Source organism: Vibrio sp. ZF57 (genome assembly GCF_001691235.1).
GTDB classification, from domain to species: domain Bacteria; phylum Pseudomonadota; class Gammaproteobacteria; order Enterobacterales; family Vibrionaceae; genus Vibrio; species Vibrio crassostreae_C.
Window position 1 is genome coordinate 29,704 of sequence record NZ_MAKD01000116.1, and the last position, 16,422, is coordinate 46,125.

A 16,422-nucleotide genomic window follows, 5' to 3' on the forward strand; every position below is an offset into this window, starting at 1 on the left:
GAAATGAGAAGTGTGGGAGAAGAAGGTTACATATAGGCATGAGTTGAAAAGGGCCCTTCGCTTAGACATAAAGTCTGAACTCGGAGCCCTAATGACACGCATCTAGTGTCTGTCTATTTAAGCTTACTCGCCTGCAATCTGTAGGTGAGAGCGCTTTAGGCTAGCAATCAACATGTAGATCGTTGTAGCAAGTAGAGACGCGAACAGGTAAGTGAACAATCCTGCTTGTGAATCCATAAAGCTGTCTGCAACGATTGGTCCCGCAACAGAACCGATGCTGTAGCAAAGTAGCATGATTTGAGTCACTGACACCAAGTAGCTTGGGTCAAGGTTACGGCAACCTAAGTTAATCGCGATTGGGTATAGCGCAAATGTGGCCATGCCTAATACGAACAAGCTCATGCCTAGTACGTAGAAATCGTGATTGATAGTCAGCACACCAATGCTTGCAACCCCTAGCAGGCAGAACAGAGCCATTAATAACACTTGTCCTACGTGGTGAGATAACCAAGTCACCATCGGCTGTACAGCCATACCACCCATGATAACCAAAGCCATCAAACCACCAATGTCTTCGTGTGCAATGTTACGTTGAGCAAGTTCAACTGGCATCAAGCCGTAAATCGCACCTAGCGTTAATCCGGAAACAATGCAGCCAATTAGCGCGCTGTGGCTTAATTTGCTGATCTGCTTTAAAGACAAAGATTGCGCATCGTGGATCTGTGGTGGAGTTGCTTGTCCGTACATCAGCACAATGATCGCACCAAACAGAAGAGTGAACATTGCGATGAAAGGTACGCCACCAGTAATACCTAGGTAACCGATACCAAGCTGACCAACTGCAGAACCGCCGTACAGTGAACACATGTAGATAGCGAGACGTTTTGCGCGTTGTGACTCGTCGCCGCTCATTAGCCAAGACTCTACAATCACGAAGATACCTGCAACCGCCACACCAGCCACAAAGCGAGCTAGTAGCCATACTGCTTGGTGTGGGATCAATGGCAATACAAGGATCGTTGCGATGAACACACTCAATGCGATGACGAACGCATCTTTGTGGCCAACACGCGCAATGGCACGTTCAATCAATAATGTACCAGCCAGTAGACCTGCATAGAATGCACTCGCCAACCAACTCGATAGATCTTTGTCTAAGCCATACTCAGACAGCATTAATGGTAATGAACTCATTAAGTAGCCTGAAGCGATCGCGTAAAAAGACAATGCAATAACAGGAACAGTTATGCGAGTTGTTGGTTGGATGTTGTCCAATGCAGGAGCCTCTGATAGTAAAAGAAACGATGAATTTTCCGCGACTATGGGGGAGAAACTGAATTGGGTAAAACAAATAAAAATGGTCGTTAAGATAAAGGAAATTTATCGACCAACTAAACTAAAATACGGTTGCGATATTTGGTGGTTTGGCGAGATTTTATGCGGGCAAAAAGTCGTTAAGCCGTTGTTCATTGGTGGTTTAATTTAGAAAAAGATTGCAGCGTGATTGTCTTTTTATGATTTGGATTGAGTGGGATTTTAAGTGTTAGACAGTTTCTTTACGGTATTGACGTGGCGAGTTACCACTCCACTTACGAAAGGCATGACGAAAGTTAGCGCTATCAGAAAAGCCAACTCGTTCAGATATCTCTTCAATACTCATTCGAGTTGAAGAAAGGTAGTGCCGGGAAAGGTGAAAGCGAACATGGTCCAGTATCTTCTGATAGCTCGTATCCGCTGCTTTCAGGTGACGACGCAGAGTTCGAGAAGACATGCCCAGTTCTGAAGAAATGGATTCTATAGAAGGGTAACATCCTGGCCTTTCAATCAGCATCTGAGAGACTTTCTCTTTGAGGCTACTGGGTGCACTGACTTTTGCCAACATGTCATCACACGATTTTAAGCACATCTGTAAAGTGATGGGGTTGGCGGTAGGAAGAGATGAATACAAGGTGGTTGCGTCGAACTCCCATTCAAGCCGGTCACTATTGAATTCAACCGGGCAGCGGAAAATCTCTGTGTATAGATCGCCGTATTCAGGTTTTGGATAGGGGAAGCGGATCACTTGAGAAGGAAAGGGCTGCTGTAAGACCTCTTCGCACAAACTGTGTATCGCTGCGAACCAGTATTCACAACAAAAGGGCAGTAAAGAATCGAGTTCGATAAGTTGCTCTGCGCGAAAGTAACCAATGTTGTCTTCTACAGACATGGTTTTCCTGAGGACAGGGCCAGCAAGTTGCAGATACTTAAACCCGATTAAAAAGGCATCGAGTAGTGTTTCGCTGCTAAACACCGCATAACCGAGCACGCCGAAATCGCTGAACCTCGCTTGTTGGCCAACTTTAAGCCCCAATCCGTCTTCGTTGGAATTCGCTAACGCATTACTGAACACAGCAAGCTTTTGCGCCAAAGTGATGTGTGTATCGGGTGTGTTGAGTTGGAGAGCATCGATGTTACTGCCTTCGAGCAACTCTTCGATACTGAGAACAGGCGACAGGTAACGATGCAGCAACTGAAGATCCAGAATGCCGAATGCTTGCATGTCGGGTTCGTAAACTGCGGTGTATTCCATAAGCTGCCTCTTGTTGAATATCGATATCTTAACCGAACTTTTAACATTTACGCCTGTTGCTTGTTCTCACTTTCGCAAGCTTGTTCCAAATTTTGGTTTATGTGTGCAAGGTTTTATTGGGCTAGCGCAGGCTGTGTCCGAATATCACCGGTTTTTGTCTTTTTGAAACCTGTTCGAAATGTTATCGAAATGTTGTAATTTATTGGGCTGCACATTGGAGCGTCTCAAACATTTTGCTCAATAACGACTCTTATCTACATGACACACCAATGTGCAGGCTCGTGATGACAAGAAAGAGACTTATTACAACGATTAGAACGTCTACGGTGACCGTCACAAACAGGTCTAAGCCGCACAAGGAGATAATGGATGCACAATCTTGCTGTTAATTTGGAGCGTAGCGCTTCGCTTTTTCCAACTAAAGCCGCTCTGCGTATGGGATCGGATGAAATCAGTTTTTCTCAGTTAGAACAACTTTCTGGAAACGTGGCTGCTAACTTGAAAAGACTTGGGTTGCAGAACGGAGATAAGGTAGCGTTGTCATGCCCGAACGTGACTTACTTTCCGATAGCCTATTACGGGATTCTAAAAGCGGGTTGTGTAGTCGTGCCTTTGAACGTGCTATTCAAGGCCAGAGAGATCGCTTATCACCTTAATGACTCTAACGCGAAGGCCTATTTATGTTTTGACGGCAGTGAAGAGCTTCCAATTGGTCGCTATGGTTTACAAGGTTTTGAGCAGGCAAACCACTGTGAACACTTTGTCGAGATGCCTATCCCAACAAACACAGACACTACTTTAGAAAGTAATGGGGAGCATGAATCAATCGCTGATTGGTTGGCACAACCTTTTACTCCTTTTGAGTCTGTGGCTTGTCATGGCGATGATACCGCTGTGATCCTTTATACCTCTGGCACGACCGGTCAACCAAAAGGGGCTGAGCTTTCCCACACCAACATGCAAACCAATGCGATGTCGTCACAGTATCTAATGAGATTGGAGTACAGCGACACCACAATGGCTACACTGCCTTTATTCCATAGCTTCGGTCAGACGGTGATGATGAACGCGAGTGTGCTAACAGGGTCCACCATGGTGTTGATTCCTCGTTTTGAACCGTCATTGGTTATTGAACAGATCATTAGCCATAAAGTCAGCGTGTTTGCGGGTGTTCCTACTATGTATATCGCGCTATTAAAGGCGGGAGAAGAGTCTTCTGATAGTTTAGAAAACACAAGCAAACGCTCTGAACAGGTTAAACACAGCTTGAGGTTAGGTGTTTCTGGCGGTGCTTCTATGCCGCTTGAGGTTATACGACAGTTTGAATCTCGTTTTGAATTACCAGTCTTAGAAGGTTATGGGCTCTCGGAAACGGCGCCGGTTGCGACCTTTAATCATATTGATGGCGATCGTTTATCGGGTAGTGTCGGTCAGCCTTTATGTGGCCACCTCATCAAGATTACTGATATACAAGGCAACTCTGTCGCTATGGGTGAACTCGGCGAAGTCTGCATTAAAAGCCCAAGTGTGATGAAAGGCTATTATCAAAGGCCAGAGGCGACAGCTGAATCTATTCGTGATGGTTGGTTCTTAACGGGAGATATCGGTCGCGTCGATGAGCATGGCAATTTGTTCATTGTTGACCGTGTTAAAGACATGATTATTCGTGGTGGGTACAACGTTTATCCACGTGAAGTCGAAGAAGTGTTGATGTGTCACCCCGATGTCGAAATGGTCGCGGTGGTAGGCGAGCATCATGAACATTTAGGCGAGGAGATCCACGCGCATGTGGTTCTTCACGAACATACGCAATGTGATAGTGCCGCCTTGATAGCATGGTGTCGTGAGCAACTCGCCGACTACAAATACCCGCGTAAGGTATTCATTCGTAAAGCCTTACCCATGACAGCAACCGGAAAAATCTTGAAGCGTGAGTTACACCCACTAGAAATAGCGGAGATGGCAAATGGATAGTTATGATTTTATTATTGTTGGCGGTGGTTCAGCTGGGTGTGTGATGGCTTCTCGGCTGTCGGAAGATCCTGATGTGACGGTTTGCTTGTTAGAAGCGGGTGGTAAAGACACCAGCCCATTCATTCACACACCCGTTGGCGTGGTGGCGATGATGCCAACCAAACTCAATAATTGGGCATTCGAAACGGTTGAACAGCCGGGTTTGAACGGTCGTAAAGGCTATCAGCCTAGAGGTAAGACACTTGGCGGTTCTAGCTCTATCAATGCCATGATGTACGCTCGTGGACATCGCTATGACTACGATAGATGGGAAAGCTTGGGCAATGCTGGCTGGAACTATGAATCCTGTTTGCCTTACTTTAAGAAAGCAGAAAACAACGAAGTCCACCAAGATGAGTTCCATGGCCAAGGTGGTCCTCTTAATGTGGCCAATCTTAGATCGCCAAGCCCTATGTTGGAACGTTATTTAACGGCGTGTGAATCGATAGGTGTACCTCGCAATGAGGATATTAACGGCGCTGCTCAGTTTGGGGCGATGCCGACGCAGGTAACACAGCTGAATGGTGAACGATGCAGTGCTGCCAAGGCTTACTTAACGCCAAACCTTTCACGATCGAATCTCACGGTCGTGACTAAAGCCACCACACATAAGGTTTTGTTTGAAGGCAAGAAGGCGATTGGTGTTGAATATGGTTCTAGCGGAAAGCGTTATCAGATACGATGCAACAAAGAAGTGATTCTTTCCGCTGGCGCGTTTGGTTCTCCCCAATTGCTGTTACTGTCTGGTGTCGGTGCTCAAACTGAACTAGAGACACATGGAATCGAACAGGTTCATGAATTACCTGGAGTGGGCAAGAACCTTCAAGATCATATCGACTTAGTACATTCGTATAAATGCAGTGAAAAGCGTGAAACTTTTGGTATCTCGCTGCAAATGGCCTCTGAAATGACCAAAGCCTTACCACTATGGCGCAAAGAACGCCGCGGTAAAATGAGCAGTAATTTTGCAGAGGGAATAGGCTTTCTCTGTTCCGAAGATCATATCGCTGTACCGGATTTAGAGTTTGTATTTGTGGTCGCTGTTGTAGATGACCATGCTAGAAAAATTCATACCAGTCATGGCTTTACCTCTCATGTCACCTTATTGCGACCGAAGAGCTACGGCACCGTAACGCTCAATAGTAATGATCCCTATGATCCGCCTAAGATCGATCCTGCGTTTTTCAGTCATCCTGAAGACATGGAGATCATGATTAAGGGCTGGAAGAAGCAGTATCAAATGTTAGAGAGTTCCGCGTTTGATGATATCCGAGGCAATGCTTTCTACCCTGTGGACGCCAGTGATGACAAGGCTATCGAGCAAGATATTCGCAATCGTGCAGACACTCAGTATCACCCGATCGGGACCTGTAAAATGGGACCTAGTAGCGATTCTTTAGCTGTGGTAGATAAAGATCTCAAAGTTTATGGATTGGATAATTTGAGAGTCATTGATGCTTCTGTGATGCCGACACTGATTGGGGCAAACACCAATGCACCAACCATTATGATTGCAGAGAAAGTCGCAGATCAAATCAAACAGCAATACGGGTTTGGCAAGCAAGAATCTAATATTCAAGCGAAAGGCGAAGCTGTAGTTTTATTCAAGAAGTTAAGTGATAACCATAAATAAAACAGTAGGTTAGATAGTCTTGATTTGGTAAGACTCTCTAACCTATTTTTGTGTGCTTACTTAGAATTAAGTAATGCTAAATCAATAGCTTAACCAATAGTATTACTTAGTTAGTGCTTGATTAAGCCACTGATCAAATTGACCTTTTGGCAGTGCACCGTTAATCGTATCAACACGTTGACCGTTCTTGAACACCATCACCGTTGGGATGCTTCTGATTTGATACATAGCCGCCAGTTGCTGTTGAGCTTCGGTATCAATTTTAACAAATCGAACATCGCCAGCGCGCTCTTTAGCGACATCGCTAAATACAGGTGCGAAACCTACACATGGGTTGCACCATGTCGCCCAAAAATCGACAACGACAGGCTGTGAACTGTTCAAAATTGATTGGAAATTCAGTGACGTACCTTCGATTGGTGCACCGTCTAGAAGTGCGTTTTTGCACTTACCACAAGTAGGGCTTTCTGAAATTCTTTCTGAAGGAACTCGGTTTACGCCACCGCAAGAAGGGCAACGTGTGTTGAATGTAGACATAACTTTCTCTTTTTATTGCGTCTCCGTGCCTAACGCGATTTACGAATCATGTACGGAACGCTTATACTGTTTAAAACAAGAATAAGATACTCAAATAAAAACAAACAATAAACAGGTAAATGATGACAAAATTTTACGCTGAAATTACGGGCTGGGGAAAGTGTCTGCCACCAGCCGTGCTATCCAATGATGATTTAAGCACTTTCATTGATACGTCTGACGAGTGGATTCGTACTCGAACTGGTATCGAAAATCGTCGTATCAGTCATGTAAATACCTCTGAGCTAGCGACCGTTGCTGCTCAACATGCAATGGCGTGTGCTGGTTTAACAGCCGAAGATATCGATCTTGTGATCGTAGCGACGTGCAGTCCAGACTCTCTTATTCCAAATGCCGCGTCTAAAGTTCAACAGAACTTAGGCATCAAGAGCGCAGCAGCTTTTGACCTTAATGCAGCGTGTACAGGCTTTATCTACGGTGTTGAAACAGCAACTCGATTGATTCAAGCGGGCAACTACCGCAATGCGATCGTTGTGGGTGCAGAGCGTCTTTCATTCTTCATCGACTGGACCAAGCGTGATACTGCGGTTCTATTCGGTGATGGCGCTGGCGCTGTGGTTCTATCACGTACTGAAGAGCAAGTGGGTTTACAAGAAGCTCAAATCGGTTGTGACGCAGAGGGCCGTGACATTCTAGCAGTACCAAAATTCGGTACTTCTATGGACCGCTTTGCTGCTGATAACGGTTACTGGGATTTTGATTTCGTTGGTAAAGAGATCTTCAAGCGTGCAGTGAAAGGAATGGGCGCTGCAGCACATACAGTATTGAGTCGCACTGGCATCTCAACTGAAAACATCGATGTTGTGATTCCGCACCAAGCGAACATCCGAATTATTCAAACTCTGTGTGATATGGCGGGCATTGAACGTGAGAAAGCGTTTGTGAACATTCAAAACTACGGCAACACATCGGCTGCGACTGTGCCGATTGCATTGTGTGAATCGTTAGAGCAAGGCTTTGTTAAACCTAACTCAAACATTCTTGTGGCGGCATTCGGTGCCGGTTTAACTTGGGGGGCAGGCCATATTAAGTGGGGTAGCCGTGTTGAGCCGTTAGGTCAATCGGACGCTAAGCTTCCAGAAGCAGATAGCTCGGCATTAGAACTTCTAGAGAAAGCCATTTTACACTGTAAAACGCGTCCTAATTCTGAGAATGAGTAGCAGCATGGCGCAAGTTCGTTTTATGACAGAAGCCGACCTCGATGGAGCGGCTTTAGTTCACCAAGCTACTTTTGTTCGACAGCAAAACTCAAAAAATTGGTTACAATGTAACTTAAATGCTGCGCCACGCTTTCTTAACTTTGTTGCTGAAAGCGATGGCGAGATTGTCGGCTACATTATTTGGGTTCAAAAGAGTGGGTTTAGGCCTGAAGCTGTTTTGGAGCTAGAACAACTTGCTGTGTTACCGAGTGCTCAGGGGCAAGGATTGGGCAAAAAGCTGATTCTAGACTCTTTGCCTCAAGTGAAGCAGAAGCTATCAGAGCAGGGCTCGACACTAAAACATGTATTAGTGACCACCAGAGCAGATAACTTTGCACAAAAGCTCTATCAGTCGACATTGGGCGCTCAAGTCGAAACCACGATTTCAAACTTTTACTCAGCCGATGAAGTGCTTATGATAGCTCGCAATGTAGGTGAACGAATCTGATCGCTGAGTTCTTAGAACCATTATTATCAGCGGCATAACTCGATTAACGTTTTATTAGGGGCTTCTGTGGCCCTTTTGTTATTTCTTAGGAAGTATTTTGAAGAAAGTTTTAGCAATTGGCTACGTTTGGCCAGAACCGAATTCATCGGCGGCTGGCAGCCATATGATGTCTCTTTTACGTCTATTTAAGAGACAAGGTTGGTCAGTTGAATTTGCAACACCCGCTCAAGAAACCGAGCACATGATTGATCTCTCTGAAGAGGGCATCACAAGCCAATCTATACAGTTAAATTGCGATAGCTTTGACGATTACATTGAAGAGCTGCAGCCCGATGTTGTGATGTTTGACCGTTTTATGATGGAAGAGCAATTCGGCTGGCGCGTCGAGAAGGTATGTCCCAATGCCTTTAAGCTACTGGATACTGAAGATTTACAATTCCTACGCAATGCTCGACATGAAGCTGTTAAGAAAGAGACAGAGTTAACGAAAGAGCACCTGTACAGTGACTTGGCGAAACGTGAAATCGCTGCAATCCTGCGCTGTGATCTTTCGTTGATCATCTCAAGTTACGAGATGGAATTGCTCCAATCTGAGTTCAATATCGATCCAAAACTATTACATCACCTGCCGTTCATGGTTGATCTCAACACGTTGCCTGAAAGTACGAAAAGCTTTGAAGAACGTAAGCATTTCATGACGATAGGTAATTTTAGACATGCGCCTAACTGGGATGCAGTGCTTCAGTTACAGAAGATTTGGCCGAAGATTCGTAAGCAGTTGCCTGATAGTGAACTTCATATTTACGGATCTTATCCGCCGCCGAAAGCAACCGCTTTGCATAATCCAAAAACCGGTTTCCATATCAAAGGTTGGGCTAAAGATGCTCAAGAAGTGATGGAAGATGCACGTGTTTGTGTTGCGCCATTACGTTTTGGCGCTGGCATTAAAGGCAAGTTACTTGATGCGATGAAGCTGCAAACTCCGAATGTAACCAGCGAGATCGGCAGTGAAGGCATGCTACCGCAAGGTGAACTGCAATGGCCGGGTGCAGTGTCAGATGATATTGATGAGTTTGTTGAACAAGCTGTCGCTCTTTATAAAGATGAAAAGAAATGGCTTAAAGCTCAAAGCCAATGTCATTCAATTCTTGAAGCGCACTATGAACAGAATCAACTGGGCGGCAAATTGATCGAGCGACTGACTGCGCTAGGTTCTGAGCTTGATGCGCATCGACTGAATAATTTCTTTGGTTCAATGCTTAAGCACCATAGTATGGCGAGCACTAAGTACATGTCGCAATGGATTGCTGAGAAGAACAAGGTCAAATAGCTGTTCTTTACCAAAGACAGAATAAATCTTAAGCCCTTAGGTTAACACCTAGGGGCTTTTTTCATGCAGGGCGCTTATTAATTCCAAACTTACAAAACGACACATACTCGCAGTACATTAGCATTGACTAATTTATATTTATTAGTAAACTCTAATTTATAGGTTGTTATGAGTTTATGATGTTTGTGGATAGGAGAGGTTTGTGCTTAGTTTGATTCCTTGGGATGCTTTTTTCGGCGGCATGTTGTTAGGCGTGTCGGCCATTGTTTTAATGTTGGGGATTGGTCGAGTTGCTGGCATTAGTGGCATTGTCAGCCGATTATTGCCAACTGGCACCAGCAACAAAGAACGTAAAGATGCGGATACAGCAAACACCGAAAAACACTGGCGTATCGCCTTTGTTGTGGGAATGGTCGCAAGTGGTTGGCTATTAATTCCGACGGGCTACCAACTTCCGCAGTTAGAAGAGATGAATCTCGCTTTAGTGATTATTGCTGGCCTTCTGGTGGGCTTTGGTACTAAAACAGCGAACGGTTGTACTAGCGGGCATGGCATTGTCGGAATGGCGCGTTTATCTAAACGTTCTATTGTTGCGACCTGTGTATTTATGGGTGTGGCAATCGTAACCGTGTTTATCAAGAATCTGACTGGCTTGGGGGCATAATGAAAAACGCTTCATTTACTATCGTTATCGGTTTGGTCGCAGGTATTCTTTTTGGCTCTGGCATGATCATCTCAGGGATGGTTGATCCTGAGAAGGTACTCGGCTTCTTAGACATTACCGGTAACTGGGACATTAGTTTGGCATTCGTCATGGGTGGCGCGCTATTGGTCTTTGCACCGTTTTATCATCTGGTCATTAAAAAGCGCGCTAAAGCCATCAATGGCGAGCCGTTAGATAGCCGTAACAATCCGTTAATAGACAGAAAGCTGATTCTTGGATCTACAGCGTTTGGCTTAGGCTGGGGGATTGCAGGCTTTTGCCCAGGCCCTGCGGTAACCAGCCTAAGTGGCGGCAACCCGACGGTGTGGGTGTTTATGATAAGCATGCTGGTGGGAATGTGGCTGGCGGATCGTATGAACAAAACGTGTTAGTAGCAAGCTTATAGCTGATTACATTGGCTTTGACGTTATCCGTTCTGAGCTGACCAAGCATAGAGGTTGACTCGCTTTCAGCACGAAAGTCAGTCAGCCTCTTTCTATATTTACTGTTTCTATTATTTTCAGTTATCTACAATCTGCTGTTATCTAAAATCTACTATTTAATAGTCGTTGAAACTGGACAGTGGTCGCTGAGTTTGTAGTCCAGAACATCTTGTGTTTCAAATACCTTCTGCTTTGCAGGAGAAGCATTTAGCGACTCACTCACCACAATATGATCAATAACAGAGCGGAACTGATGTGTGCGATAATTGTTGCGGTTAGAGCGTACCTTACAATCTGCACGGGTCTTTCGTGTCGCTAACTGCGCATCAGTATATTGTGATAACTCTTTCCACATCCAATCTCGTGAGTAAGCGAGGTTATGGTTAAAGTCGCCAAGAATGGCGTAGTCTTCGTTATTGCGCTCTCTTTGCTTTATCCACTTGTTCAGTTGCTGAGCTTGCTCTTTTAAACGAGAGCAATCGCGGTTGGACTTATACGCTCCGCTACAACCTGCCTTTACATGCACAGACAACATGTGAATGGGTTTAAAGTTTTTTTCTACAACGATATAGCTGGCAAACCTAAGTTTACTGTTGGATGTGGTTTCAAGCGGAAAGTCAGCGTAGTCGGTGAGGGCTACTCCTTTACGAACTGCAAATCCCGTGTATTGGTTCACTTCTTTAAATTGGCGGTTGCTGTTCTTAGATAGTGCCCGGTCAGACATCAATATCTTGTATTGATCACCAGCCACACGCTGAATGGCATTTACGTTATCGACTTCTTGAAACGCAACCACGTCTGCGTCTAAGGATTGAAAATAAGTTGCGAGTTTGTCGAAATCAGCTTGATCACGTTTGTCAGAAAACTTATTCACAGCCTCGTTGGTTGATAACCATTCGATATTCCAACTGGATATGGTCAAAGGTTCAGCAAATGTCTGGCTACTGAGTAAGCAGCCTAACATTATCCAGTTTTGAAGTCGTTTCATGCCAAATATCCCTAATTTTGTCTGCCAATATTGATGAGCCGTTATCCTACAACACTTACCAAAAATTCAACTCTTTTTAGGAGTTTTTTTATTGTTACATTGTTTCTTTTCGACTTGAGAACTAGCGTAATAATATTGAATTGATCTTAGTCAGCGTTCTCTTTTTATTGATCCAAATCAATACTCAAAGTTGGTGGTTCTCGTTAAATACGCCACAATATCTAGTGTTAGTTAAACGATAAATCGCTCTATATAGTGTGTTTGTGGATAAGTCTGTGAATACCTCAAGAGTAAGGAGAAGTGGTGAAATCAATCGTAATCAAGCGTGATGGCTCAAGAGCTCCATTCAGTAGAGATCGCATCCAAGCTGCAGTGGAAGCAGCATCAGACAAAGCCGATAAGGAAATTGCTATTTATGCACTGAATGTGGCATTAGCAGTTGAGTTGAAGCTCGAAGACTACGATGAAGTTCATATCTCTGAAATTCAAACCATGGTCGAGAACGAGCTAATGCAGGGACCATACAAGTCTCTGGCTCGTGCCTACATTGAATATCGTCATGACCGCGACATCGCCCGTGAGAAGCAAAGCGCTTTAACTCGTGAGATCGAAGGTTTGATCGAAGAAAGCAACGTTGATCTAATCAATGAAAACGCGAACAAAGATGGCAAAGTAATCCCAACTCAGCGTGACCTGCTGGCGGGTATCGTGGCTAAACACTATGCAAAAACTCACATTTTGCCACGTGATATCGTACATGCTCACGAATGTGGTGATATTCACTACCACGATCTAGACTACGCACCGTTCTTCCCAATGTTTAACTGCATGCTTATCGATCTGAAAGGCATGTTAACGCATGGCTTCAAGATGGGTAACGCGGAAATCGACACACCTAAGTCTATTTCTACGGCGACAGCGGTAACCGCGCAGATCATCGCGCAAGTGGCGAGTCACATCTACGGCGGCACAACGATTAACCGCATCGATGAGGTTCTTGAACCTTACGTTATGGCGAGCTACGAGAAGCACTTATCGCTAGCGAAAGAGTGGGACATTCATAGCCCAGAAGCTTTTGCTATCTCTCGCACAGAGAAAGAGTGTTACGACGCGTTCCAATCTCTGGAGTACGAAGTAAACACGCTGCACACCGCTAATGGACAAACACCATTCGTGACGTTTGGTTTTGGTTTAGGTGAAAGCTGGGGCTCGAAATTGATTCAGCAATCAATCTTGAAAAACCGCATTGCAGGTTTGGGTAAGAACCGTAAAACAGCCGTGTTCCCTAAACTGGTATTTGCGATCAAAGATGGTTTGAACCACCAGAAGCAAGATCCAAACTACGACATCAAGCAATTAGCGCTAGAGTGTGCGTCTAAGCGTATGTACCCAGACATTCTTAACTACGACAAAGTAGTAGAAGTGACAGGGTCATTTAAAACTCCTATGGGTTGTCGTAGCTTCTTGAATACTTACGAAGAAAATGGTGAGTTGATTCACGAAGGCCGTAACAACTTAGGTGTTGTTAGCTTGAACTTGCCACGTATTGCGATTAACGCAAAACAAGATATGGCTAAGTTCTACGAACTGCTTGATGATAAACTCAAGCTGGCTCGTCGTGCATTAGAAACTCGTATTTCTCGTCTAGAAAACGTGAAAGCGCGTGTTGCTCCAATCCTATACATGGAAGGTGCGTGTGGCGTTCGCTTGAAAGCAGACGACTCTATTGCAGACATCTTCAAGAACGGCCGTGCGTCTGTTTCTCTTGGTTACATCGGTATCCACGAAGCAATGACTGCGCTTTACGGCACAGACGTTCACTTGTACGACGACGGCGAAATGCGTGCTAAAGCGCTTGAGCTAGTGGAGTACATGAAGCGTGAAGTAGAATCTTGGACCAAAGAGACAGGTTATGCATTCAGCCTATACGGCACACCAAGTGAAAACCTATGTAGTCGTTTCTGCAGCATCGACACCAAAGAGTTTGGTGTGATTGATGGCGTAACAGACCGTGGTTATTACACCAACAGCTTTCACTTAGACGTGCAGAAGAAAGTGAACCCATACGACAAGATCGATTTTGAGATGCCTTATCCTGAAATCTCTAGTGGTGGTTTCATCTGTTACGGTGAGTTCCCGAACATGCAGAAGAACATCGAAGCACTAGAAAACGTATGGGACTACAGCTACACACGTGTTCCTTACTACGGTACAAATACGCCGATTGATGAGTGCTACGAATGTGGTTACAACGGTGAATTTGACTGTACTAGTAAGGGCTTTACGTGTCCTAAGTGTGGCAACCACGACTCAACCAAAGTATCGGTAACACGCCGTGTTTGTGGTTACCTTGGTAGCCCAGATGCACGACCATTTAACTTCGGTAAGCAAGAAGAAGTTAAACGCCGAGTGAAGCATCTTTAGTAAGCTCTAAGATTATTAGCTAGCTTATTTAGAAGAGCTACGTTTCAAGAAATATGATTGGTATCGGCGTTATGTCGATACCAATTCTTTCGTTTCAGCTTTTACAACACATCTTCTCAAACTATTAAGTAATCACGAGTTTTCAATACTGCCTTATGAATTATCACCAATATCACCCAATCGACGTTGTAAATGGCCCTGGAACACGCTGCACTTTGTTTGTGTCGGGTTGTGTACACCAGTGTCGCGGGTGTTATAACCAATCGACGCAAAGGTTGGACTCTGGGCATTTGTTTACTCAAGAACTGCAAGACCACATTATCGCTGATCTCAATGATCCGCGAATTAAGCGTCGTGGCTTGTCGCTTTCTGGTGGTGATCCTTTGCATCCTGCAAACGTGTCTGAAGTGCTTAAGCTTGTTCAGCGTGTAAAAGCAGAATGTGAAGGCAAAGACATCTGGATGTGGACGGGCTACGAGCTCGACGAACTCGACGAAAAGCAGAGGCAAGTACTTGAATATGTTGATACTTTGATTGATGGTCGTTTTGAGCAAGATAAAGCGGATCCAATGTTGGATTGGCGTGGTAGTTCAAACCAAATTATTCATCGGTTCCGACTCTAGTAGACTTTCGTTAGTTAACGTCAACCTACATTAGTGCAAATTAGTAGCCTCAGCTTCTCTGTTGAGGCTTTTTTATTTTATGACGTTCTAAATTTGTAAATTGATTGAATATTGAACTATATGGAATAGGGAATATTAGATTGCACCAGTCTCAACTAGAGTTATCTCCTAAAAATCAAAACTTTGATGAATTTCTGTTTCTTAAATTGTAAATAAAATGATAACTTGGAGGCCATTACTTGAATTTCAAAGGGTTGTGACTTTCATGTTTTCACATCTACCAAAACCAACTTTAGATCCAATTCTATCTCTTTCTGTTGCTTACCGCGGCGATACTCGTACTGATAAAGTCGATTTAGGCATTGGCGTTTACAAAAACGATCAAGGCGAAACTCCGATCATGAAAGCCGTTTCTATGGCTCAAGATATCGTTGTTGAAACGCAGAAAACCAAAGCTTACGTTGGCCTAGCAGGCTGTGAAGAGTTCAACCAGAGCATGGTTGATCTGCTGCTTAAAGGGACTTCTGCAATGGATCGCGTTGCTGCGATTCAAACACCGGGTGCAAGTGGTGCACTTCGCATGTTGGGTGACTTAATGAAAGTTTCTCAACCAGACACCACGGTTTGGATTTCAAACCCAAGCTACGTTAACCACAAACCGGTGATGGAAGCGGCAGGCTTAAAAGTTCGATATTACAATTACTTCAGTCCTGAAACGAAGCAAGTTGATACTGCAAGAATGTTGGATGACCTTTCAAAAGCGGGTCCATCAGATGTGGTACTACTGCACGGTTGCTGTCATAACCCAACGGGTGCGGATATCAACTTTGAAGCGTGGCAGGAAATTACCAAACTATCGCAGAAAAATGGCTTCTTGCCGTTCGTTGATATTGCTTACCAAGGCTTTGGTGATGGCTTAGAAGAAGACGCAAAAGGTCTTCAACACATGGCTAACAACGTCGAAGAGATGTTGATTACGACATCTTGCTCGAAGAACTTCGGTTTATACCGTGAAAGAACGGGTGCCGCTATCGTGATTGGCAAAAACAGCGAACACGTTGGCAATGCTAAAGGTAAGCTTCTAACGCTTGCTCGTTCAACTTACACAATGCCGCCAGATCATGGTGCAGCTTTGGTTAAAACAATTCTTCAGAATCAAGAGCTAACCTCGATTTGGAAGCAAGAATTGAGTGAAATGCAGCAACGTTTGTTAAATCTGCGCCAAAGTTTATGTGATGAATTGCGAAATACTTATAACACGTCACAATTTGACTTCATTGAAAGCCATAAAGGCATGTTTAGTGTACTAGGCTTTAAAGAAACTCAAATGAATCAATTACGTGAAGAATATGGAGTCTATGGTGTTGGTGATGGACGCATCAATATCGCAGGCCTTTCCGAATCTCATATTCCTTATGTAGCAAAAGCGATAGCAAACGTTTCAAAATAGAA

General features: G+C 44.4%; 15 protein-coding genes. 11 read left to right on the top strand and 4 right to left on the bottom strand.

Annotated elements, in window-relative coordinates; all coding sequences use genetic code 11:
- Positions 1–123 precede the first annotated feature (123 nt).
- Entirely contained in the window at positions 124–1,275 is a 1,152-nt protein-coding gene (locus A6D97_RS17920) for an MFS transporter (RefSeq protein WP_029235229.1), read from the bottom strand.
- Between A6D97_RS17920 and A6D97_RS17925 the strand changes: the two genes are divergently transcribed.
- Positions 1,247–1,486, top strand: coding sequence for a hypothetical protein (locus A6D97_RS17925; RefSeq protein ID WP_017060129.1), 240 nt, complete (start codon positions 1,247–1,249; stop codon positions 1,484–1,486). The genes A6D97_RS17920 and A6D97_RS17925 overlap by 29 nt on opposite strands.
- A gap of 57 nt (positions 1,487–1,543) precedes the next feature.
- On the opposite strand, the gene A6D97_RS17930 is transcribed toward A6D97_RS17925, so the two are convergent.
- The gene (locus tag A6D97_RS17930; RefSeq protein WP_017069105.1) at positions 1,544–2,569 is read right to left on the bottom strand and encodes an AraC family transcriptional regulator; all 1,026 of its coding nucleotides are present in this window, start codon (positions 2,567–2,569) and stop codon (positions 1,544–1,546) included.
- Positions 2,570–2,938: 369 nt separating this feature from the next.
- Between A6D97_RS17930 and A6D97_RS17935 the strand changes: the two genes are divergently transcribed.
- Entirely contained in the window at positions 2,939–4,543 is a 1,605-nt protein-coding gene (locus A6D97_RS17935) for a long-chain fatty acid--CoA ligase (RefSeq protein WP_065584942.1), read from the top strand.
- Positions 4,536–6,215, top strand: coding sequence for a GMC family oxidoreductase N-terminal domain-containing protein (locus A6D97_RS17940; RefSeq protein ID WP_065584943.1), 1,680 nt, complete (start codon positions 4,536–4,538; stop codon positions 6,213–6,215). The genes A6D97_RS17935 and A6D97_RS17940 overlap by 8 nt, the downstream gene beginning before the upstream one ends.
- A gap of 102 nt (positions 6,216–6,317) precedes the next feature.
- On the opposite strand, the gene trxC is transcribed toward A6D97_RS17940, so the two are convergent.
- Complete coding sequence (trxC, locus tag A6D97_RS17945; protein ID WP_017060125.1) at positions 6,318–6,752, bottom strand: thioredoxin TrxC; 435 nt, start codon at positions 6,750–6,752, stop codon at positions 6,318–6,320.
- Positions 6,753–6,874: 122 nt separating this feature from the next.
- Here trxC and A6D97_RS17950 point away from each other — a divergent pair, with 122 nt between their 5' ends.
- The 5 genes from A6D97_RS17950 to A6D97_RS17970 all read left to right on the top strand — a co-directional run bounded on the left by A6D97_RS17950 (position 6,875) and on the right by A6D97_RS17970 (position 10,884).
- Entirely contained in the window at positions 6,875–7,972 is a 1,098-nt protein-coding gene (locus tag A6D97_RS17950) for a ketoacyl-ACP synthase III (RefSeq protein WP_065584944.1), read from the top strand.
- A 22-nt stretch (positions 7,973–7,994) separates the two neighbouring features.
- The gene (locus tag A6D97_RS17955) at positions 7,995–8,459 is read left to right on the top strand and encodes a GNAT family N-acetyltransferase (protein WP_029235379.1); all 465 of its coding nucleotides are present in this window, start codon (positions 7,995–7,997) and stop codon (positions 8,457–8,459) included.
- Between the two features lie 97 nt (positions 8,460–8,556).
- Positions 8,557–9,789, top strand: coding sequence for a glycosyltransferase (locus A6D97_RS17960; RefSeq protein ID WP_065584945.1), 1,233 nt, complete (start codon positions 8,557–8,559; stop codon positions 9,787–9,789).
- A gap of 202 nt (positions 9,790–9,991) precedes the next feature.
- Positions 9,992–10,453 carry a YeeE/YedE family protein gene (locus tag A6D97_RS17965; RefSeq protein ID WP_010429747.1) on the top strand — a complete coding sequence of 154 codons (462 nt, stop codon included), beginning with the start codon at positions 9,992–9,994 and terminating at the stop codon, positions 10,451–10,453.
- The gene (locus tag A6D97_RS17970; protein WP_016787649.1) at positions 10,453–10,884 is read left to right on the top strand and encodes a YeeE/YedE family protein; all 432 of its coding nucleotides are present in this window, start codon (positions 10,453–10,455) and stop codon (positions 10,882–10,884) included. The genes A6D97_RS17965 and A6D97_RS17970 overlap by 1 nt, the downstream gene beginning before the upstream one ends.
- A 163-nt stretch (positions 10,885–11,047) precedes the next feature.
- On the opposite strand, the gene A6D97_RS17975 is transcribed toward A6D97_RS17970, so the two are convergent.
- Complete coding sequence (locus tag A6D97_RS17975; RefSeq protein WP_065584946.1) at positions 11,048–11,923, bottom strand: endonuclease/exonuclease/phosphatase family protein; 876 nt, start codon at positions 11,921–11,923, stop codon at positions 11,048–11,050.
- 303 nt (positions 11,924–12,226) lie between these two features.
- Here A6D97_RS17975 and nrdD point away from each other — a divergent pair, with 303 nt between their 5' ends.
- The 3 genes from nrdD (at position 12,227) to A6D97_RS17990 (ending at position 16,420) form a co-directional block, all read left to right on the top strand.
- A complete protein-coding gene (gene nrdD, locus A6D97_RS17980) occupies positions 12,227–14,347 on the top strand; it encodes an anaerobic ribonucleoside-triphosphate reductase (protein ID WP_017064570.1) in 2,121 nt (706 codons plus the stop codon).
- A 155-nt stretch (positions 14,348–14,502) separates the two neighbouring features.
- The gene (gene nrdG / locus A6D97_RS17985; protein WP_017064571.1) at positions 14,503–14,970 is read left to right on the top strand and encodes an anaerobic ribonucleoside-triphosphate reductase-activating protein; all 468 of its coding nucleotides are present in this window, start codon (positions 14,503–14,505) and stop codon (positions 14,968–14,970) included.
- Between the two features lie 265 nt (positions 14,971–15,235).
- Complete coding sequence (locus A6D97_RS17990; RefSeq protein ID WP_048612657.1) at positions 15,236–16,420, top strand: amino acid aminotransferase; 1,185 nt, start codon at positions 15,236–15,238, stop codon at positions 16,418–16,420.
- The last annotated feature ends 2 nt before the right edge of the window (positions 16,421–16,422 follow it).